Genomic DNA, 20,374 nt, shown 5'->3' with positions numbered 1-20,374 from the left:
AATTGCCGCATTTTCACCTTTAAACACTTGCTGTATGTGGGAAGAAAAAGACAATCAACTGCACCGGGCTTTTACCTTTAAAGATTTCCGGGAGGCATTCGGGTTTATGGCCAGAGTGGCGCTGGTCGCAGAAAAAATGGACCACCATCCCTACTGGACCAATGTCTATAACAAAGTGGACATCTACCTCAGTACACACGACGCAGGCAATGTGGTAACTGACAAAGACCGCGCGCTGGCAAAAGCTATCGATCAATTATTATAATTAAATCCATACACCATTTGTGAAGCGCATTATCATCTTAATGCTGTTGTTGTACTGTTACACCACAGGCGCCCTTGCCCTGGACCCCACCCCGGACACCCTGACAGTAAAAGACGGTTTTGCTGCCTCGGCCCTGGACCTGCGCCCCTACATAAACAGCCTCTCCGATCCGGAGGGCCATCTGACCATTCAGCAGGTGGTACACCTGCCTTTTACTGCCGCCCCGCAACTTTTTCACAACTACAAAAAAAATAACGGCCAGGTTAACAACTCCTGGTTCCGGCTACAGGTAAAAAACGAAGGCACCGACACCCTCTCCGCTATTCTTTTTGCCGGCTGGCACGATTTCATGGACTGGTACGAAAAATCGCCCGGCGATACGGCCGCCCTGTTGATGCAGACAGGCCTCATGTATGACAAAGGCGGCGTGGAAAGGTGGGACCACTATGGCTTCAGCGTTAATGTGCCCCCGCATCAGGCCCGCACTTTCTACCTGCATATCATTAACAAGTCGTACAATGAGAACCCGCTCATGCCCACGCTCTTCAGCGAACAGGCCTTTGCCCGGTTCCATAACCGGGAACAGGACAGCTATCGCAAAGAAGCCGTGATCATACAGGTGGTGCTGGGCATGCTCCTCGTTTTCTTCAGTATTTCCATCATCAACTATATCCAGCTGCCCGACCGGTCGTATATCTACTTCGCCATTTATATCCTTGGGCTGATCCTGTTTTTCGCGCTGCGGCTGGAAAGCAAGCCCTATCAGCTTTCTTTCTTCCACCGCTGGCCTATGCTGAAATACTACTGGGACATACCGGGGCTGCTGTTCTGTTTTTATCTTATGTACCTCATGTTCGGTAATACCTTCCTCAACCTGAAAGAGCGGTATCCCTTCATGGAACAGGTTTTCACCTGGGTAGCCACCGTCGTGGGCGGACTGATCATCGTCTGTATTTATTGTATCCTGATGGAGCAGTACCATCTTCCGGTGATCATTTACAGCTATGTGTATTTCTGCACGCTGCTGCCGTTGCTGGTGGTATTTATAGCGTTGGCACGGCGTTCCCGTCATCACCCGTTGCTGCGGTTTTTCCTGTATGGGTCCGTATGCCTGTACCTGGCCTGCCTCGGCTCCTTCCTTATGCATATCAGGCCCCTTGGGCTGTTGAGCGCATTGGGCGAGCTGGCCGCACCAACCATGCTGTTCATCGGCGGCGTGTTGCTGCAGGCCATGTTCTTCCTGGCCGGCCTCAGTTACCGCAACAAGCTGGTACACCTGGAAAGGACCCGTACCCAGGAGCTGCTGATCAAACAACTCAATAAAAACAAGGAGTTGCAACGCAAGCTCAATGAGCAGCTCGAAGAACTGGTGAAAGAACAGACCACAGAAATATTGCGTAAGAAACATGAGCTGGAAGAGCAGCGAAAAATTCAGCTGGAGACAGAGTATGATAAAAAACTGACAGAGATAGAACTCAAAGCCATCAGAGCGCAGATCAATCCCCACTTTATCTTCAATTGCCTCAATTCCATCCAGTTGTTTGTAATGCAGCGCGACTATGAATACGCCCAGAAATATCTGTCAGACTTTTCCTATCTGATCCGGAAAACGCTGGACTTTTCGCGGCGCAACTTCATCTCCCTGGCAGATGAGATCACCTATCTCAATACTTACCTCGGTCTGGAAAAGATGCGGTTTGAGAACAGGATGGAGTACGAAATTGTAGTAGATCCGGAGATCACCACGGCTGAACTGGAGATCCCCGCCATGCTGCTGCAGCCTTATGTGGAAAACGCCGTGAAACACGGCATGACCAATCCGCAGCAGCCCATTGGCCAGCTATCGATCCGGTTTACGCAGGTGGCCGCGGACATGCTGGAATGTGTTATAGCCGACAATGGTATTGGCATTGCGCGTTCCCGCTCCCTGCGCACACTGCCCAAACACCACCAGTCGTCCGGCATGGAGATCAGCCAGAACAGGGCGGAGCTGCTGAATAAAATGTACAATACGGAAATTCATATCGAGATCATAGACTTATCAGCACGGGATGAAGCAGATAGCGGCACGGTAGTGAAGATCCTGATACCTCAACTATAATAATATATACATAAACGTTAGTTAGCAACATACTACTGTCATGATAAAAGCGGTGATCATTGATGATGAGCGAAACAGCCGGGACATTATAGCCCTGATGCTGGAGAAATATTGCCCCGAGGTAACGGTAGCCGCCACGGCTTCCGATTGTGCGGAAGGCATTGTACGGATCAGGGAGCATCAGCCGGAATTGGTGTTCCTGGACCTTGAAATGCCTGATGGCACCGGCTTTGACGTGCTGCTGGGCACAAGGGAAGACGTTCCTTTTGAAGCGGTATTTGTGACCGCATTTGAAAAGAAGTTCCTGCATGTGATCCGTTGCGCTGAAGTAGAGTTGATCCTCAAACCGATTGACAAAGAAAGCCTGTTGCAGGCAGTATCGCTGGTACGGGAGCGGATTGCCGGCAATAGCAGCAAGCAGCGTTACCAGGTGCTGCTGGAGAATTTCCATAACCTGCAGCATGCCTCCTGGAAGCTGCTGGTACAGGATACTAACGGGGACACCCAAACGATATTTCTTCCTTCCGTGGAATGCCTGGAATCGCGGCAGGACAATTGCCTGTTCCGGATGGATTCCGGGGCGGAAATTGAGGCGGAGCGGCCTTTCCGGTATTATGCCGATCTCTTTTCCTCGCTACAGTTTTACCAGGTAAACAATATGCAGATGGTGCAGCTGTCCAATATCAGCCAGATAGACGCCAACCATGGCCGGGTGATGCTCAAGAGCGGTATGGTGGTGGAGATCACAGAACGCCGCAGGAAGGACCTGCTGTTGCGCTTGCAGCGGTAGCGCAGCTTAGCGGGGAAAAGTATATATGTAAACGTTGATCTGGCAGGCATTTGCAACCTGTATATTTCGCAATTTCAATTTTTTGTTGACCCTCCTTCAATTTCTTTCAAATAAATCACTTCTTTTTTAACGGGCAGAACAATCTGCGCCCTGTTTTTTTTCTTTTCGATGTATTTGCGCGGAGGATACGTAACAATTATTTAACAAAAAAATTTGGTGGAATAGGTTTTGGTCGTACTTTTGACTCGTCAAACAAAATAGTCAGACAGTCAGACTACGAAAATTGACGAAACTATCTATGGCAGAATTAGACCAGAAGCGAACACTTATTCTTGAGGCCGCTTTAAAGCGGTTCAAAAGGTTCGGACTGTCTAAAACCACCATGGAAGAGATCGCCAGGGATCTGGACATCTCAAAAGGGTCTTTGTATTATTATTTTTCAGATAAGGAATCCATTTACGTAGCGGTTGTGGAGCGCATGATAGCAGATTGTTTTCTCGACATGTCTGATTTTGTGGACACAGCTACCTCTACCGATGCGATTATTAACCGGTATCTGGAATTGAAGGAAACCATGTTGAAAGAGTATCATTTTCTGTTTGGGATCAACCAATGGATAAAAGATATGCCATCTACGCTGATGCGGCAAACAATCGAGTTGCTGCAGACGGTGGAAATTTCCTTCCTTTCCGCCACTATCAAAAAAGGGATTTGCCTGGGTGAACTGAATGAAGACACTGATGCTGATGCAACAGCGCAGTTGTTGATCAACGTATTATTCGGACTATGGGTAATATGGTGTAAATGGCAGGTAACAGGCTTTAACCCGCTGGACCGTGAGGCGCTACATTGTTTCATGGAAAGAGAGAAAAAGGTATTGGACATTTTTTTTAATGGATTAAGATATAGACCTGCAATCAACCAAGACAGGCTTTAATGTATGTAGAAGAATCAAAGACAAGAGAGAACAGTTTTAATGTATATTTAAATTTTACGAAAGATGAAAAAGTTGATTGTAATGGCCGCAGTAGTACTGTTCGGCACACAAGTAGCTAAGGCACAGTTATCAAAAGGCGATGTTATCCTGGGTGGCAATGTTAATGTAAAAACCACTTCTGCGAAAGTAAAAGACACAGACAACAAAACCACCAATACTTCTTTTGGTGTTAGCCCTAAAGTAGGTTACGCGCTGAATTCTAACTGGGTAATTGGTGTTTTCGCTGAAACTCAGTTTGGCAACAAAAAAGTTGCTACTGCAACCGGTGATGTAAAAACCAAAACCCTGGATATCACTCCTGGTATCTTCGTTCGCAACTACCACATGATTGGCCAGAGCAAATTTGCATTCTTTGCTGAAGCAAATGCTGGTTACGGTTTTGGTAACACTAAAGTAGACGGCAACAAAACTGAAAGCTACACTGGCTTCAACGTAAACGTACTGCCTGGTATCACTTACTTCGTGACTAAACACTTCATGATTGAAGGTGCTTTCGGTGGCCTGGGTTACACTTATGCTCAGCACAAAGCTGAAGGATCCGGTGTTAAAACCAACGTTAGCGACTTCGACTTCAACTTCACTAAACAGTTGAACCTGGGTGTTAACTTCATTTTCTAGTCTGTATTGATTGATGTTTTACATAAGAAAGTCAAAAGGTTAGATAGATTGGATAATCCCGCTGCAGTATTACTGTAGCGGGATTCTTGTTTTAGGTGGTTTTTATTTTGCCTGATACATATTGACACAAAAAAGCCCCGCCATACCGGCGGGGCTTTTCGCATTTGTATAAGTTGGACTCCTGATTATCCGTTCATGGAGATCAGGAATTCTTCGTTGTTTTTAGTACCACGCATATGCTGCAGCATGAAGTGCATGGATTCGTCTGTATTCATATCTGCCAGGTGATTGCGCAGGATGTGGATACGTTTGAGCGCATCTTTGTCCAGCAGCAGATCGTCGCGGCGGGTAGAAGACGCAGACACGTCGATAGCCGGGAAGATACGTTTGTTCGCCAGTTTGCGGTCGAGCGCCAGTTCCATGTTACCGGTACCTTTAAACTCTTCGAAGATCACCTCGTCCATCTTGGAACCTGTATCAATCAGGGCAGTGGCCAGGATGGTGAGGGAACCGCCGTGTTCTATTTTACGGGCGGCGCCGAAGAATTGTTTAGGTTTCTGCATGGCGTTGGCTTCCACACCACCGCTCAGCACCTTGCCGGAGGCAGGGGCAACGGTATTGTGGGCTCTTGCCAGACGGGTAATGGAGTCGAGCAGGATCACTACGTCGTGGCCGCATTCTACCAGTCGTTTTGCTTTCTGCAAAGCGATAGCAGACACTTTCACGTGTTTTTCAGCTGGTTCATCGAAGGTAGACGCAATTACTTCTGCTTTTACACTGCGTTCCATATCGGTCACCTCTTCCGGACGTTCATCGATCAGCACCACCATCAGATAAATTTCGGGGTGGTTGGTAGCGATAGCGTTGGCCACTTCTTTCAGCAGCATGGTTTTACCCACCTTCGGTTGCGCCACGATCAGGCCGCGCTGTCCTTTACCGATAGGGGTAAACATATCCATGATACGGGTGGAGTAGTTATTGGAAGTAGTGGTCAGTCTCAGTTTTTCGAACGGAAACAGCGGTGTCAGATAGTCGAAAGGCACGCGGTCACGTACTTCTTCCGGTGACTTGCCGTTGATCGTTTCTACTTTCAGCAGTGCAAAATATTTCTCTCCTTCTTTCGGCGGACGAACGGAACCGTTCACGGTGTCGCCGGTTTTCAGGCCAAACAGTTTGATCTGGGAAGGAGATACATAAATATCATCGGGAGAGCTCAGGTAGTTATAATCAGAGGAGCGCAGGAAACCGTAGCCGTCGGGCATCATTTCCAGCACGCCTTCGCTGAGGATCACGCCGTCGAACTCTATATTGAAAGCAACGTCTTTCTTTGGATAGCGCTGTTTTTGCGCAGCAGGAACAACCGGGTCAAGACCTTCCGGCATCACAAAATCATCGTCCTCTTCTTCTTCCTCTTCCAATGCCGGTACAGGCGCGGTTTCCTCTTCTTCTGCTTCATCTTCCGTGAAAGCAGGAATGATGATATCGTCATCATCATCAAAAGTGAGAGAAGGAATGCTGTCCAGGTCTATATCGAAATCCTTTATTTTAGATTTAGCCGCCGGAGCCGGTGCTGGTTCTGCTTCTACTTCTTTGCTTTTGCTTCCGGAAACTTTTTTGGTAGATTTTTTTGCGGCTGGTTTTTCTTCCGCGGAGGAGGGTTCTTCAGTCTCGTGATGCGCTTCTTCTTTCTTTACAGGTTTGCGTTTGCGTGCTTTTTTCTCTTCTCCGTTGGACTGGTTATCTTCTGAGGCCATCACCGCTTGTTTGTCCAGAATTTTGTAGATCAGGTCCTGTTTGTTCAGTTTTTTTGCGTTGGGAACATCAAGCTTCTCTGCAATGTCAAGCAGCTCAGGAACGAGCATGTCGTTCAATTGTAAGATGTCGTACATCATCTGTGTTGTCAAATTTTAGAAGTGTTGTGAGGCGGGTACCACTGCATACCAACATACACCAATTACAAATAATTGTTTTGTGTCAAGAAATTTAATTGATTATTAAATTTGATAGGGAATGATTGAGTTTAGGAACTGCCGATGAAGATGTGATTTGAACTTAATCAGGCAGATTATACCGCAAGATTAAAACAAGTTTTATTATTATCCAAAAAAAATTTCAGCCCAAATGCCCCGCAGTCACCGCTGTGACGCTATTCCGGCCTCCTGCCCCGCCCTATAAATGCCGAAGGGCGCGGCCCTTAAAACCGGCCCCGGACATATATCCTTTTTTGTATTATATCCATTTTTAACATTTCTTTTGCATCCCGGCAGGAGTAATTATCTTGTAGGGACCGGCATAAGACTATATGGACTATTGCCGGGAAAACTTATTTTTGCACTCCAAAATTTAATTTTTTATGAGCCAAAGACTGAAAGTCAAACAAATCTTGTCCGACGACAAGTCGCATTACGAAGCAACAGTAAAAGGTTGGGTACGGTCTTTCCGTAACAATCAGTTTATAGCTTTAAACGACGGCTCTACCAATAATAATTTACAGATCGTTATCGACGCTGAAAATACCGATGCAGCGCTGCTGAAAAGGATCACCACCGGTGCGGCCATCAGCGCCACCGGCCAGATCATTCCTTCCATGGGGAAAGGCCAGCGCGTGGAACTGAAAGCGGCAACACTCGAAATACTGGGCGACTGCGATCCGGAAAAATTCCCGCTGCAGCTGAAAAACAAGCCCAGCCTGGAATACCTGCGTGAAATCGCGCACCTGCGTTTCCGCACCAACACCTTCGGCGCTATTTTCAGAATCCGTCACTCACTGGCATTTGCAGTACACAAGTTCTTCAACGAACAGGGTTTTGTATACCTGCATACGCCCATCGTCACTGCGTCTGACGCAGAAGGCGCCGGCGAAATGTTCCGGGTGACCACCCTCGACATGCAGAACCCGCCGCGTACCGAAGCCGGCGATATCGATTATAAAGAGGACTTCTTCGGCAGGTCTACTAACCTTACCGTGTCCGGCCAGCTGGAAGGGGAACTGGGAGCCATGGCACTGGGCGAGATCTACACCTTCGGCCCTACGTTCCGCGCAGAAAACTCCAACACGGCCCGCCACCTCGCTGAGTTCTGGATGATAGAACCAGAAATGGCTTTCTATGCCCTGGAAGATAACATGGACCTCGCTGAAGCATTCATCAAATCACTTATCAGCTACGTCCTGGAGCACAACCGTGAAGACCTCGACTTCCTCGCCAACCGCCTGGCAGAAGAGGAAAAACAAAAGCCGCAACAGGAACGCAGCGAAATGGGGCTGATCGAAAAACTGGAATTTGTGCTGCACAACGAATTCGTTCGCATCACCTATACCGAAGCGATCAGCATCCTGAAAGACAGCAAACCCAATAAGAACAAGAAGTTCCAGTACCTCATCGAAGGATGGGGCGCCGATCTTCAGAGCGAGCATGAACGCTACCTGGTAGAAAAACATTTCAAAAAACCGGTGATCCTGACGGACTACCCGAAAGAAATCAAGTCTTTCTACATGAAGCTCAACGACGATAACAAAACCGTTCGCGCCATGGACATCCTGTTCCCCGGCATCGGTGAAATCGTAGGTGGTTCCCAACGGGAAGAGGACTACGAAAAACTGGTGCAGCGCATGCAGGAAATGCACGTGCCGGTAGAAGAGCTGTCCTGGTACCTCGACACACGCCGCTTTGGTACTGCACCGCACTCCGGTTTCGGCCTCGGCTTCGAGCGCATGATGCTGTTCGTTACCGGTATGACCAACATCAGAGACGTAATACCGTTCCCAAGAACACCGAAAAATGCCGAATTCTAACTGTGATGCACATGATCATCACTAGTCCGCCTGATTGTTTGACACGGCTGTGATTTGATTGTAATTACTTTTATATACCTTCGGGCATTCTCTTTTTAGATATTTAAAACCCGTACAGGCCTGGCTTGTACGGGTTTTTCCTTTTAATGCCTACCCGATTTTTCCTGCGAAACAACTGCCGTGTATGGAAAATTAATGCTGCTGCATCTTTTATGCAGAAAGCGCTTTCAACCAATTTCGTACATCCCAAACCGTTACTTATGGCTGAAATGAACAACGACGCGCCCAGGGGCCGTCACGACAATAAAAATGCCCGCTGCAGTAAAAAATCAACCCGCGTGGATATGACGCCCATGGTGGACCTTGGCTTCCTGCTGATCACTTTTTTTATGCTGACCACCACGCTGGCGCAACCTAAAACCATGCAACTGCTCATGCCCCGCAGCGATGGCGATTCCATGTCACTGCCCGCACAAAAAGCATTGACGGTTATCCTGGGGCCGCAGGGCCGCGTTGCCTGGTATGAAGGCATCGGTGATGATATCACCGCACCGCCGCAGGTCAACTACACCAGCTTCGCCAATCATAATGGTATCCGTGATGTGATTATCCGGAAGAAAGAAGCCGTGTACCAGCACACGCAAAAGAATGACCTGATGGTATTGATCAAAGCCGTTAAACAGGCCCGTTACGAGAATGTGGTAGATATCATGGATGAAATGCTGATCAACCAGGTGGACCGTTACGCCATCGTAGATATCAGTGAGCGGGAAGAAGGTTACTTTAAATAATTACGATTTACGAATGACGAATTTAGTCAGGTAGAATACATTAAAGAAAACCTCAATTCGTAATTCGTAATCTGTAATTCGTGATTGGATTCCGTACCTTTACCGCTCCAAAACAATATACGATATGGCAATAACCCATTCCATCCCCTCTGTAGATCTGGCGGACTTTACCTCTGGTGATGCCAGCCGGAAAGCAGCCTTTGTGCAGCAACTGGGAAAAGCTTATGAAGAAGTTGGTTTTGTGGCAGTAAAGAATCATGGCATTCCTGATGAGCTGATCGCGGACCTCTACAAATATGTTCAACAGTTCTTCCAGCTGCCCTTTGACACGAAGCATAATTATGAAATCCCTGAACTGGCGGGCCAGCGCGGTTACACTTCCTTCGGTAAAGAACATGCCAAAGGATATGAAGCCCCTGACCTGAAAGAGTTCTTCCAGTTTGGACAAACCGTAGAGGACAACGATCCCATTGGAGCAGAATACCCGCCGAATGTGCAGGTAGACGAAGTACCGGCATTTACGCCCACCTTCTTTAAAGCATACCGCGGCTTTGAAACCTCCGGTAAATACCTGTTGCAGGCTATCGCCCTGTTCCTCGGACTGGACGAGCATTATTTTGACGACAAAATCCACAATGGCAATTCTATCCTGAGGGCCATTCACTACCCTCCTATCAAAGAGGAGCCTAAATCCGCCATCAGGGCAGAGCAACACGAAGACATCAACCTGATCACCCTGCTGGTAGGCGCGTCTGCCGACGGGTTACAGATCCTCGATAAACAAAACAACTGGGTACCGGTAACGTCCCTCCCGGAACAGATTGTGGTGAACGTAGGCGATATGCTGCAGCGTCTTACCAATAACCGGTTAAAATCCACTACCCACCGTGTGGTAAATCCTCCCCGCGAAATGTGGCACACCTCCCGCTACTCCATTCCCTTCTTCCTGCATCCTAAGTCCGCCATGAGACTGGATTGCCTGAAAAGCTGCGTTACCGCAGAGAATCCGCTGGCATATGAACCCATTTCCGCGGGTGAATATCTGGACGAAAGGCTGCGCGAAATCGGACTGAAAAAATAAACCTGTTATAAGATTTAAAGTCCCGGCAGGACTACCTACCGGGACTTTCCGTTTATCCTGCGCAAGGGCAAGCCTGGTTATTTCTGGCTTTTCAGCATGGTTATTTTTTATGCAAGGTTTTTCTGATATGGTCACTTTTTTGGTCCGGGCACTGTTTCATGCCGGTGGGTTATAAGCTTCACAGTACAAACTAGTTACAACGGATAAAAGGCCATATTCGATTACAACAGCCACCCTTATTACAAGTATTGTGCCCTTATTATATTACAGATTAGTATTATTAGCAACACTGTTGTATTTTGTCGGATTATTTTTACTAACTTATTGAATCCTTCGAGCGGAATTCACTTTATCAATAACTGTGTTTCTACGTCATATACCTTTTTTAAAAGCGGTGCTATTACATAGCATAACTGCCTACGGTGGCCCGCAGGGGCACCTGGCAATGATGATGAAAACATTCGTATACCAGCGAAAAGACGTTACCGAGCAGGAACTGATGGAATATAACGCCTTCTGCCAGCTCCTCCCGGGCGCATCCTCCTCTCAAACACTTACCCTTATTGGTTATAAACGTGGCGGTGTAATGCTCGCCATTGTGACCCTGCTGATCTGGATCACTCCTGCCTGTCTGCTGATGGGATCGCTTAGCTTTCTGCTGCAGTATTTCGACAAGCGGGCGCTACAGACTGACATCTTTAAGTACGTACAGCCGATGGCGGTAGGCTTCCTGGCTTTTGGAAGCATCAAAGCCTATCGTATCAGTATCAACAACCTGGCGACCTTCGTAATCATGATGGTGTCCATGTTTGCAGCCTTTTACCTGAAATCGCCGTGGACTTTCCCGGCATTGATCATATTGGGGGGCATCGTTTCCAACTTCAGTAACAAACGTATCCCGGACATCCCGGACAAACCCAAAAAAATACAATGGGGAAACATCTGGCTGTTTGTGCTCATCTTTGTGCTGGCCGGTTTTCTGTCTGAATATGCCCGTTCCCATGAATGGATCACCCGCCGTCCTTTCAACCTTTTTGAGAACTTCTACCGTTTCGGCAGCCTGGTCTTTGGCGGTGGCGATATCCTTATCGCCATGATGCTGGAACAGTACGTGACCCGCACCAAGTCCAACTACATGACTGCGGAAGAGCTGCTGACAGGCGCCGGTATTATGCGCGCCCTTCCGGGGCCGACTTTTTCCATCTCCGCGTATGTAGGCGGCATGGCAATGCGCAACCTGGGCATGGGCTACCAGTTCCTCGGCTGTATCCTCGCCCCTATCGCGATCTTTCTGCCAAGCCTGTTACTGGTGCTCTTCTTTTTCCCCATCTGGCATAACCTGAAAAAATATGTGGTCATCTACCGGGCACTGGAAGGGATAAACGCTGTGGTGGTAGGTATTATGTGGGCGGCCACCCTCATCCTGTTTTTCGCTATTCCGATCAACTGGTACAACCTGCTGATCATGTTCTCCACACTGGCATTGCTGCTATTCACCAGACTGCCATCTCCATTTATCGTAATTGCCTGCCTGTTAATGGGCTGGCTGCTATAACTCAGATATTATATTCCCTGATTTTATTGTACAAGGTGGTGAGGCCGATATCCAGCAGCTCCGCCGCCCTGGTTTTATTGCCTTTTACATGGGCCAGCACCCGGATGATATGGCTTCGTTCCATATCCGCCAGCCGCAGGGAAGAAGAGGTGCTGTCCACTCCCTGTTGAAAATCGAAGGGCAGTGACGGCACATCCAGTATATCCGTGTCCGTGAGGATGGCTGCCCGCTCTATCACATTGCGCAGCTCCCTGATATTCCCTTTCCAGCTATGCTGCTGCAATGCCTGCAGGAAAGCCGGGCTCATACCGGTCAGGCGTTTGTTCAGCTTGGGCGAAAACTGTTGTATAAACCAGGTCGCCAGTAACGGGATATCTTTTTTCCGTTCGTTGAGTGAAGGCAAAGCGATCTGAAATACGGAGAGGCGGTAAAACAGGTCTTCACGGAAGTTGCCGGCGGCTATTTCCTGTTCCAGGTGGCGGTTGGTAGCGGCAATTACCCGTACATCGGTTTTGACCGGTTTGGCTTCCCCGACTTTATAGAACTCCTGCGCTTCCAGTACCCGCAGCAGTTTGGCTTGTAATTCCACCGGCATTTCTCCCATTTCATCCAGGAAAATGGTACCGCCGCGGGCTTCTTCAAAAAAGCCTTTTTTATCCTTTACCGCTCCGGTAAAGGCGCCGGCCACATGTCCAAACAGCTCGCTTTCCAGGATGTCTTTACCGATAGCGCTGCAGTTGACCGCCACAAATGGCTGCTGGCGCCTGTTACTGCCCTCATGGATAGCGTGGGCAAACACCTCTTTGCCGGAGCCGGTTTCACCCAGCAACAGCACGGTCATGTCCGTAGGCGCCACTTTCCGGGCCAGCTCTTTGGCGACATTGATTTCAGGGGAATTACCCAGGATGTTGTCAAAATTATATTTACCGGCTATTTTCTTTTCAAGGTCGCGGATGCGGAACTGTAACCGGGCTTTGTCCATTGCCTTGCTGACCAGCGGCAGGATACGGTTGTTATCGTCACCTTTGGTGATATAATCAAACGCGCCGTTTTTAATGGCTTGTACCCCGTCGGCGATGTTGCCGTAAGCCGTGAGCACAATAGTTTCCACCTGCGGAAAACGGCCGCGGATCGTTTGTACCAGCTCTACGCCGTTGCCGTCAGGCAGCTTCACGTCAGATAATACCACGCTGATCTCCTCTTTTTCCAGGATTTTCATGGCAGAACGGATATTCCCTGCTTCATGCAGGGTATATCCTTCCAGTGCCAACAGCCGGCTCAGGAGCTTCCTCAGCTGGTCTTCATCGTCGATAATAAGTATATGGCCCTTCAAGGTATTTTATTATTTAGTCATTTTGTTTTTTAGATATTTATCCAGGGATAAACACAACAAAGTAACTAAATAACCCAATATCCTTCATCAATATCCCGATAACCCCATAGCCAAATGACTATATGTTTTCTGCCGACCGGCTGCGGGAGGTTTTCTGATTGGCTTTAAATACAAGGGCTGCCAGCACTGCGGCCAATGCGCCCATGGCTAAATTGGCAAACAGGATATTTCCAAGGAACATGATCCAGAACTTCTGCTGCTCTGTGTCCTGGTTGCTGATAACGGTTGTTCCGCCACCTTCTCCCTGCTGGACCATATAGTGCCCTTCTCCGTTGATCACCAGAAAATGAAATACCAATGAAAATACCGCCACCAGGAAAGTTGCCAGCAGTGTAGTACGAAAGCCCATGGCAAAAGACGACTTCATCGAGGTCACATTATGGTGCTTGTTGTTGTAATGCACGATCGACAACATGACCCCCAGGAAAAAGACCAGGCTCGTGCAAAAGCCTGTCCATAAAGCACCGTACTGATTGGTTACATAAAAGATAACTGTCAGTGCCATACAAATAACAGCGATAATGATTCCGTAAACAGGGGATAGCTTCACAGGAACTTGCGATGACTGTTGCATAGCATAGCTTTTTAAACGTACAAAAATCAAGTATCGGCGGACTGTTCCACGTCGCGTATGAACTTCCGCAGATCATTTTTTGTACTTTGAATATCGTGCCAGATATCGCCAATTTCGTTTATCCGTTCCAGTGAGTTAAATATATCAAAATCACTGATCTTCAGTTTCTCATTCACTTCTTTCCATTGCAGCGGCATCGACACGGTGGCGCCGGGTTTGGGTCTCACAGAATAAGGCGACGCTACCGTCTGTCCCCGGCTGTTTTGCAGGAAATCAAGATATACCTTTTTATTGCGGGCGGATTTGGCCCGTGTAACACTGGTGCTCTTCGGCAACTGTTTGTTTACCTGACGGGCAATATATTCCGCAAATAAACGCCCGGTATCATAACTGTGTTTTCCTCCGGTGGGAATATAAATATGCAGCCCGGTAGAGCCGGAAGTTTTACAGAAGGTGGTTATCTTATAAGGGTCTAGGAAAGCCTTGATATGCAGGGCGGCTTCCACCACGTATTTAAAATCGATGTTCTCCGGATCGAGGTCCATCACCACGTAATCAGGGTTGTCCAGCTTACTGGTACGGGACAGCCACGGATTGATCTCGATACATCCCAGGTTGACCATATAGGCCAGCGTAGCTTCGTTGTTGCATAACAGGTAGTCTACGTCTTTTCCTGTAGAAGCAGCGTGCAGCGCAATGCTTTTAATCCATGCCGGCGTCTGTTCAAGGTCCAGGTCTTTCTGATAAAACGAGGGTTTGTCAATCCCGTTCGGGAACCGGTGTAACGACATGGGCCTGTCTTTCAGGTGTGGCAGTATGTACTGCGCCACAGACAGGTAATAGTCCACCAGCTGGCCTTTGTTGATTTTCTCTTTGGGCCAGTATATTTTCTGTTGATTGGTCAGGTTTACCTTTTTGCCGTTGAGCGTGATAACGCGGTCTTTTTCCCCGGCAGCGGGAGCGGTAGCAGTAGCCATAGTCTGAACTGTTTTAGGTGTTTCCGGATGTACATCTGCAGGCGGTTTATCTTCCCTCAGTCCCAGGAATATCGGCATACGGAGGATACCATCGCCGGTCCATTCCGAAAATTTCACCTGGCACACCAGTTTAGGTTTCACCCAGGTGACGGGCATGTCTGTTTTTATCCTGCGGCCAAAAGGCGACGCCTGTTGCACCAATGGCTGCAGCTTTTTATATAACATATCCAGCGAAGCCTCATTAAGGCCGCCGCCGCAGTTGCCGATATATTTCAGCTGTTTATCATCATACAAGCCGAGTACCAGCGCGCCCAGTTTCTTACGGCTGCCCCTGGGCGCCGTAAATCCGCAGATGATGGCTTCCTGTTCGTTCGTGACTTTTATCTTCAGCCAGGAGGCAGAACGGCGGCCTTCTTCATACGTACTGTCTGTTTTTTTGGCGATTATCCCTTCCCACTGTTGGTGCCGGGCTTTCTCAAAAAACGTTTTGCCTTTTTTAAGCACATGGCCGGAATACTGCACCCGCTTGTCATTCAGCTGTGCTACAATATCCTTCAGCAGACTTTTGCGTTCCAGCAGCGTCAGTTGCTGCAGCTCCACACCGTTGAGATGCAGCAGGTCAAACGCCATGTACACGAGGTTGCCTTTACCGGTAGTTTTGTAATTCTGTAAAGACTGAAAATGAGAATTCTTTTTACTGTCGAGGACGATAATTTCTCCGTCCAGCACCACATTGTGCGCAATATTCTCTACGGCCGCCACTACAGCGGGATAGTCCTTTCCGAAGTCTTTTTCATTACGGGAATAGAGTTGCACTTTGTGTTGCTGTACCGCAGCGATAGCGCGGTATCCGTCCCATTTGGTTTCAAACAGCCAGTCGGCATCATCGAAAGGAGCGTCTACCAATGTGGCCAGCATAGGCTTATAGATCTTTTTGATGGGTTCTTTCTTACGGGAGGGGGCCGATTGCTTTACCGGCTCCGCTGCGGCTGCGGGGACGGGGCTTTTTTTTTACGGGCAGATGCTTTTTCACGCAGGCCTTGTGCTTTCACACGTTCCGGCGTATAGTCTTCACTGTCATACTTTTCCTTCACATATTTATCCCGGTGTTTGATCAGCAGCCAGGCGTTATCGTCAGATGCCTTCATCTTCACCAGGGCGAATTCCCCTTTCAGCTTTTTGCCTTTCAGCACTACTTTCAGGTCACCGGCTGCTATTTCTTTCAGGGCTTCTTTATCGAAGTTTTTACCATCATTGCGCAGCAGTTCAAATGTGCCTTTGTCCCAGATATATACCGTACCGGCGCCGTAATTTCCTTTAGGGATAGTACCTTCAAAATCCTTATAGTCGTACGGGTGGTCTTCTACCTGCATGGCCAGGCGTTTATCGGCGGGGTCCAGCGAGGGCCCTTTGGGCACTGCCCAGCTTTTCAGCACCCCATCCACTTCGAGGCGGAAATCGTAGTGCAGCCGGGTGGCATGGTGCCGCTGTACCACAAAGATATGTTGCCCTTTCTCCGGCTTACCGGCCGTAGGCTCTGTGGTTTCATCGAAGTTCCGTTTCTTTTTATATTTGGCAAGACTCATGAGGCGCGTTTTTTAGAAGTCGTCGGTTTGCTGCCCAGACTGGCTTTCAGCTGGTCAAACAGGTCATCGCTTTTCGTATGTACTATCTTCATTTTTTTCACCACCGGTTTTTTACCACTGGCTTTAGCCTTGATGATCTTCATCAGCTCGGACTTGTATTCATCTTTATATTGACTGATATCAAATTCGGCGGAGTACTGTTTAATCAGTTCCATGGCCATGTCCAGTTCCCTTTTCGCTATTTTGACATTGTCAGGGAGACTGAGATCTTCAGTGGAGCGTATCTCTTCTTCATAGCGTAGCTGTTGCAGCATGAGGTAGTTTTCCCTGGGCCTGATGACCGACAGATGTTCCTGTGTGCGCAGCACAAAACGGCTGAGGCCTGCTTTACCTGTTTTCTGTAAGGCTTCCAGCAGCAGTTCATACGCTTTTTCACCTCCTTTGGCCGGTTCTAAAAAGTAGGGATTTTCGAAATAGATATCATCTATAGAAACCTCATCCACAAATGATTCTATCTCGATGATCTTACTTTTTTTAGGGCTGGCGGCTTCAAAATCTTCATCTTCCAGTATCACATATTCGTCATTGTATAGATATCCTTTCACAATCTGTTCCCAGGGCACCTCTTTCCCGGTATTTTCGTTCACTCTTTTAAACCGGATGTGGGCCAATCCGTGGCTGTCCAGCATATCGAGGTCCAGCCTGCTGTCCTGTGTGGCGCTGTATAATTTGACGGGTATGTTCACCAACCCGAAGCCTATTGATCCTGACCAAATTGCTCGCATGGTGTGAAGTTTTTGGTTATACGTTCATGTTAACACAAATAGTACCAGTGTACGCTATAATGGTTAAACAGCGCGGCATAACTTTTGGTTTTTCCATTGGTAACCAAAAACCCTTATTTTATGGAAAAGCCTGGAGAAATGACAACACTGACACGCGTTTTAGAGCGGTTACATGAAAAAGGATATGACCATGAGCTGAAGATGAGTGACCACGGCAGAATGCAGTCGCCGGACGCCAAGAAAATTTATAATCCGGAAGATCTCACTATCATTAAAACCTATCGTTTTGAAGGGGAATCGGACCCGTCAGATTCTTCCATACTTTATGTGATGGAAGACGCTGAGGGCAATAAAGGGTATGTACTGGACGCTTACGGTGCTTATTCTTCACACGATGAGCCCTGGTTCGATGAGTTTATCAAAAAAATCAAAGTGGAAGACAGAGAAGAGCAGTTGTTATTTGGCTAACTGCTTCAGATAATGCAGCAAAATTTTTTCATCAGCATGCAACCCGTCAGCATTGGCGGGTTGTTTGCGTTGAAGGCGGATTTTCTTCAGCCAGGGTTCCAGGGAGCCGTTTTCATAATCTTCCAGGAGCCGGGGGTGGACATAATATTTTTTGCAAACGGCGCGGGTATTCCCCAGTTTGGCGGCCACACTGTCGATAATCCCCACCACATTGCGTTTACAGGCCGCGGCTGAAGTAAAGTCCTCCAATCCGGCGAGGAGGTTCAGCGCATGTACCGTACCGGCCCAGGTGCGGAAGTCTTTACAGGTAAACTCTTCACCGGTACACTGTTTCAGGTAATCATTGATCTCTCCGGAATCCAGCGCATGTGTTTCCCCGTTTTCATCATAATACTGAAAAAGTTCCTGTCCGGGGATGTCACGGACTTTTTTGAGCAGGCGTGTTAAGGCGGCATGGCGCAGTTGTATTTTATGCATGATGCCTTTTTTGCCGCTGAACTGAAAAAAGGCAGCAGTACCGTTGATTTTAACATGTTTGTTCCGCAAGGTGGTAAGTCCGTATGAGCCATACAGTTTTTCGTAGGCGTTGTTACCCACCCTGATGAGTGTTTCCTCCATTACCGCCAGAGCAATAGCAATCACCTTTTCCTTGTTTAGCTGGTTGCGGTGGAGGTCATGTTTTATCTGTTCCCTGATAGCAGGCAGCAGTTCACCGAAATAACGCAGCCGGTCGTATTTCGTTTCATTGCGTACCTGCGACCACGTTGCATGGTAGCGGTATTGTTTCCGTCCTTTCACGTCCACGCCGGTGGCCTGCAGGTGGCCGTTGGGCCATTTGGAGATCCAGACTTCTTCCCAGGCTGGCGGCAGTACCAGTTTACGGATACGTTCCAATATGGTTTCGTCGGTGATGAGGGCGCCCTGTTCATCTCTATATAAGAAACCGCCCTCCCGCGTGCGTTCGCGGGAGTAGCCAGGGGCACCGGCTTTGACATAGCGTAGTTTGACGGCTTTCGCCACCGCCTCCGGGTCTGTTATGATCGCAAGGTTATCCATTGACAATTTCTCCTCCGTTAGGATGCAGGATTTGACCGGTGATATAAGAAGATTCGTCACAGGCGAGGAATACATAGCAGGATGCCACTTCCACCGGCTGGCCGGCCCTTTTCAGGGGCACGTCTGATCCGAATTTGGACACTTCTTCCGGTTTGAAGGTGGCCGGTATCAGGGGCGTCCAGATGGGGCCGGGGGCTACACCGTTGACCCGGATGCCTTTTTCCGTCAGGGAAGCTGACAATGAGCGGACGAAAGAGACGATAGCGCCTTTGGTAGCGCTGTAGTCTATCAGGTGGCTGCTGCCGCGGTAGGCAGTGACCGAAGTGGTACAGATGATACAGCTGCCTTTTTTCAGGTATGGCAATGCCGCTCTGGTGAGGTAAAAATGCGGATAGATATTCGTCTCGAAGGTTTTATGCAGTTGCTCCGCCGAGATGTCTTCCAACCCTTTTTGCGGGTATTGGACCGCGGCGTTATTTACCACAATATCCAGTGTTTTAAACTGTTTGATCACCTTTTTGACGATATCCACGCAATGTTTTTCCTGTCGGATATCCCCTGCTATCGTCAGGCACCGGCGGCCATAACTTTCCACTTCGTTAGCGGTGATGGCAGCATCTTCCTGCTCATCATAAAAGGCGATGGCCACATCAGCACCTTCGCGGGCAAAGGCAACAGCCACGGCCCTGCCGATGCCGCTGTCTCCACCGGTGACCACTGCTACTTTGCCTTGCAGACGGCCTTCAGGCGCCTGTTTTTTGTCAAATACTGGCTTGGGTTCCATTTCTGCTTCAAGGCCCGGTTGGCGTGGTTGTTTCTGTGCGGGCCGTACGGCTTTCTTCGGATGAGACTTTTGCATGGTATCTCAGTTGATGAAAAAAGGCCCCTGCATACCGGCAGGGACCCTTGCAGTTTGTTTCTATTCAAGAATTACAATCTTTTACACAAGCGTGGTTACTCGGCAGCTGCTTCTTCATTAACGGTAGATTCAGCTATCTCTGTGAGCAGGCTGTCGGCGTGTTTTTCCTCTTCAAGTGTTTGTTCCAGCAGATCTGCAGCATCGCTGTGTCCCATAACATTGGCCAGGGTGCGAAGACTGCCGTAAGCTGATATTTCGTAGTGTTCTACTTTCTGGGCAGCGATAATGATGCACGCATCGCGTACCATGGAATCTTCCTCGGTATCTTCCACTCCCTGCTGTGCTTCTGCAATAAGCCCTTCCATCGCCTCACATTTCTTGCCTGTGGCTTTTTTTCCCATCATTTCAAAAATCTCCTCCAACCGGCTGACATGGGTTTTGGTTTCTTCCAGGTGATCACCGATAGCGGTTTTAAGTTCTTCGGAGGTAGCTGATTTCTGCATTTTAGGCAGTGCTTTTACCAGTGCTTTCTCTGCCCAGTAGATATCTTTCAGTTCTTCCATGAACAGTTCATGGAATTTGGAATTACTCATTTGCTCCGCTGAATTGGATTTGCGGGCGGGTTTTCTGTTAGTGGAAGCTGTTTTTGCTGTTGTTTTGGACGTAGGCATAAAACGTAAATTTA

At 48.4% G+C, this 20,374-nt stretch carries 19 protein-coding genes; 10 read left to right on the top strand and 9 right to left on the bottom strand.

Annotation, left to right across the window (positions count from 1 at the left end; genetic code table 11):
- The first annotated feature begins 34 nt into the window (after positions 1–34).
- From HGH92_RS12875 to HGH92_RS12855, 5 genes are all read left to right on the top strand, one after another.
- Entirely contained in the window at positions 35–265 is a 231-nt protein-coding gene (locus tag HGH92_RS12875) for a 4a-hydroxytetrahydrobiopterin dehydratase (protein WP_168871111.1), read from the top strand.
- A gap of 19 nt (positions 266–284) precedes the next feature.
- On the top strand, positions 285–2,366 hold the full coding sequence (locus tag HGH92_RS12870; protein ID WP_168871110.1) for a histidine kinase: 2,082 nt from the start codon (positions 285–287) through the stop codon (positions 2,364–2,366).
- 40 nt (positions 2,367–2,406) lie between these two features.
- A complete protein-coding gene (locus HGH92_RS12865; protein WP_168871109.1) occupies positions 2,407–3,156 on the top strand; it encodes a LytR/AlgR family response regulator transcription factor in 750 nt (249 codons plus the stop codon).
- Between the two features lie 298 nt (positions 3,157–3,454).
- On the top strand, positions 3,455–4,093 hold the full coding sequence (locus tag HGH92_RS12860; RefSeq protein WP_168871108.1) for a TetR/AcrR family transcriptional regulator: 639 nt from the start codon (positions 3,455–3,457) through the stop codon (positions 4,091–4,093).
- A 63-nt stretch (positions 4,094–4,156) separates the two neighbouring features.
- Positions 4,157–4,771 carry an outer membrane beta-barrel protein gene (locus tag HGH92_RS12855; protein ID WP_168871107.1) on the top strand — a complete coding sequence of 205 codons (615 nt, stop codon included), beginning with the start codon at positions 4,157–4,159 and terminating at the stop codon, positions 4,769–4,771.
- Positions 4,772–4,956: 185 nt separating this feature from the next.
- Here HGH92_RS12855 and rho read toward each other — a convergent pair whose 3' ends face one another.
- The gene (gene rho, locus HGH92_RS12850; protein WP_168871539.1) at positions 4,957–6,660 is read right to left on the bottom strand and encodes a transcription termination factor Rho; all 1,704 of its coding nucleotides are present in this window, start codon (positions 6,658–6,660) and stop codon (positions 4,957–4,959) included.
- A 464-nt stretch (positions 6,661–7,124) separates the two neighbouring features.
- On the opposite strand from rho, the gene asnS reads away from it, so the two are divergent.
- The 4 genes from asnS to chrA all read left to right on the top strand — a co-directional run bounded on the left by asnS (position 7,125) and on the right by chrA (position 11,991).
- Positions 7,125–8,564 carry an asparagine--tRNA ligase gene (asnS, locus tag HGH92_RS12845; RefSeq protein WP_168871106.1) on the top strand — a complete coding sequence of 480 codons (1,440 nt, stop codon included), beginning with the start codon at positions 7,125–7,127 and terminating at the stop codon, positions 8,562–8,564.
- Between the two features lie 260 nt (positions 8,565–8,824).
- Complete coding sequence (locus tag HGH92_RS12840; RefSeq protein ID WP_168871105.1) at positions 8,825–9,355, top strand: ExbD/TolR family protein; 531 nt, start codon at positions 8,825–8,827, stop codon at positions 9,353–9,355.
- 124 nt (positions 9,356–9,479) lie between these two features.
- Positions 9,480–10,436 (top strand): isopenicillin N synthase family dioxygenase, encoded by a 957-nt coding sequence (locus HGH92_RS12835; protein ID WP_168871104.1) that lies wholly within the window; start codon positions 9,480–9,482, stop codon positions 10,434–10,436.
- A gap of 394 nt (positions 10,437–10,830) precedes the next feature.
- Positions 10,831–11,991, top strand: a complete 1,161-nt coding sequence (gene chrA, locus HGH92_RS12830; RefSeq protein ID WP_317166396.1) for a chromate efflux transporter — start codon at positions 10,831–10,833, stop codon at positions 11,989–11,991.
- A gap of 1 nt (position 11,992) precedes the next feature.
- On the opposite strand, the gene HGH92_RS12825 is transcribed toward chrA, so the two are convergent.
- The 5 genes from HGH92_RS12825 to HGH92_RS12805 form a co-directional block, all read right to left on the bottom strand.
- Positions 11,993–13,324: a sigma-54-dependent transcriptional regulator gene (locus HGH92_RS12825; protein WP_168871102.1), complete on the bottom strand. Its 1,332-nt coding sequence runs from the start codon at positions 13,322–13,324 to the stop codon at positions 11,993–11,995.
- Positions 13,325–13,442: 118 nt separating this feature from the next.
- Positions 13,443–13,958: a DUF4199 domain-containing protein gene (locus tag HGH92_RS12820; RefSeq protein ID WP_410493891.1), complete on the bottom strand. Its 516-nt coding sequence runs from the start codon at positions 13,956–13,958 to the stop codon at positions 13,443–13,445.
- A gap of 26 nt (positions 13,959–13,984) precedes the next feature.
- Positions 13,985–15,853 (bottom strand): DNA ligase D, encoded by a 1,869-nt coding sequence (ligD, locus tag HGH92_RS12815; RefSeq protein ID WP_168871100.1) that lies wholly within the window; start codon positions 15,851–15,853, stop codon positions 13,985–13,987.
- A 53-nt stretch (positions 15,854–15,906) separates the two neighbouring features.
- Entirely contained in the window at positions 15,907–16,521 is a 615-nt protein-coding gene (locus HGH92_RS12810; protein WP_168871099.1) for a DNA polymerase ligase N-terminal domain-containing protein, read from the bottom strand.
- Complete coding sequence (locus HGH92_RS12805) at positions 16,518–17,306, bottom strand: Ku protein (RefSeq protein WP_168871098.1); 789 nt, start codon at positions 17,304–17,306, stop codon at positions 16,518–16,520. Before HGH92_RS12805 ends, HGH92_RS12810 begins: the two co-directional genes overlap by 4 nt.
- 120 nt (positions 17,307–17,426) lie before the next feature.
- On the opposite strand from HGH92_RS12805, the gene HGH92_RS12800 reads away from it, so the two are divergent.
- The gene (locus HGH92_RS12800) at positions 17,427–17,774 is read left to right on the top strand and encodes a hypothetical protein (RefSeq protein ID WP_168871097.1); all 348 of its coding nucleotides are present in this window, start codon (positions 17,427–17,429) and stop codon (positions 17,772–17,774) included.
- Here the strand turns inward: HGH92_RS12800 and HGH92_RS12795 are convergent.
- The 3 genes from HGH92_RS12795 to HGH92_RS12785 form a co-directional block, all read right to left on the bottom strand.
- Positions 17,763–18,830, bottom strand: coding sequence for a DNA topoisomerase IB (locus tag HGH92_RS12795; protein ID WP_168871096.1), 1,068 nt, complete (start codon positions 18,828–18,830; stop codon positions 17,763–17,765). The two genes, HGH92_RS12800 and HGH92_RS12795, sit on opposite strands and share 12 nt — an antisense overlap.
- Entirely contained in the window at positions 18,823–19,689 is an 867-nt protein-coding gene (locus HGH92_RS12790) for an SDR family oxidoreductase (protein WP_168871095.1), read from the bottom strand. The genes HGH92_RS12795 and HGH92_RS12790 overlap by 8 nt, the downstream gene beginning before the upstream one ends.
- A 95-nt stretch (positions 19,690–19,784) precedes the next feature.
- Positions 19,785–20,360, bottom strand: coding sequence for a ferritin-like domain-containing protein (locus tag HGH92_RS12785; RefSeq protein ID WP_168871094.1), 576 nt, complete (start codon positions 20,358–20,360; stop codon positions 19,785–19,787).
- Positions 20,361–20,374: the final 14 nt, after the last annotated feature.

Origin of the sequence: Chitinophaga varians (assembly GCF_012641275.1) — a bacterium.
Lineage (GTDB): Bacteria > Bacteroidota > Bacteroidia > Chitinophagales > Chitinophagaceae > Chitinophaga > Chitinophaga varians_A.
This window is presented reverse-complemented; position numbering and strand designations above follow the sequence as displayed.

Bases quoted from the DNA above. Each gene is read 5' to 3' on its own strand.
- HGH92_RS12795 (WP_168871096.1), bottom strand. From the start codon at position 18,830: ATGGATAACCTTGCGATCATAACAGACCCGGAGGCGGTGGCGAAAGCC.
- HGH92_RS12865 (WP_168871109.1), top strand. From the start codon at position 2,407: ATGATAAAAGCGGTGATCATTGATGATGAGCGAAACAGCCGGGACATT.
- HGH92_RS12840 (WP_168871105.1), top strand. From the start codon at position 8,825: ATGGCTGAAATGAACAACGACGCGCCCAGGGGCCGTCACGACAATAAA.
- ligD (WP_168871100.1), bottom strand. From the start codon at position 15,853: ATGCTGGCCACATTGGTAGACGCTCCTTTCGATGATGCCGACTGGCTG.
- HGH92_RS12790 (WP_168871095.1), bottom strand. From the start codon at position 19,689: ATGCAAAAGTCTCATCCGAAGAAAGCCGTACGGCCCGCACAGAAACAA.
- HGH92_RS12835 (WP_168871104.1), top strand. From the start codon at position 9,480: ATGGCAATAACCCATTCCATCCCCTCTGTAGATCTGGCGGACTTTACC.
- HGH92_RS12855 (WP_168871107.1), top strand. From the start codon at position 4,157: ATGAAAAAGTTGATTGTAATGGCCGCAGTAGTACTGTTCGGCACACAA.
- rho (WP_168871539.1), bottom strand. From the start codon at position 6,660: ATGTACGACATCTTACAATTGAACGACATGCTCGTTCCTGAGCTGCTT.
- HGH92_RS12875 (WP_168871111.1), top strand. From the start codon at position 35: ATGTGGGAAGAAAAAGACAATCAACTGCACCGGGCTTTTACCTTTAAA.
- asnS (WP_168871106.1), top strand. From the start codon at position 7,125: ATGAGCCAAAGACTGAAAGTCAAACAAATCTTGTCCGACGACAAGTCG.
- HGH92_RS12820 (WP_410493891.1), bottom strand. From the start codon at position 13,958: ATGCAACAGTCATCGCAAGTTCCTGTGAAGCTATCCCCTGTTTACGGA.
- HGH92_RS12805 (WP_168871098.1), bottom strand. From the start codon at position 17,306: ATGCGAGCAATTTGGTCAGGATCAATAGGCTTCGGGTTGGTGAACATA.
- HGH92_RS12810 (WP_168871099.1), bottom strand. From the start codon at position 16,521: ATGAGTCTTGCCAAATATAAAAAGAAACGGAACTTCGATGAAACCACA.
- HGH92_RS12860 (WP_168871108.1), top strand. From the start codon at position 3,455: ATGGCAGAATTAGACCAGAAGCGAACACTTATTCTTGAGGCCGCTTTA.
- HGH92_RS12800 (WP_168871097.1), top strand. From the start codon at position 17,427: ATGGAAAAGCCTGGAGAAATGACAACACTGACACGCGTTTTAGAGCGG.
- HGH92_RS12785 (WP_168871094.1), bottom strand. From the start codon at position 20,360: ATGCCTACGTCCAAAACAACAGCAAAAACAGCTTCCACTAACAGAAAA.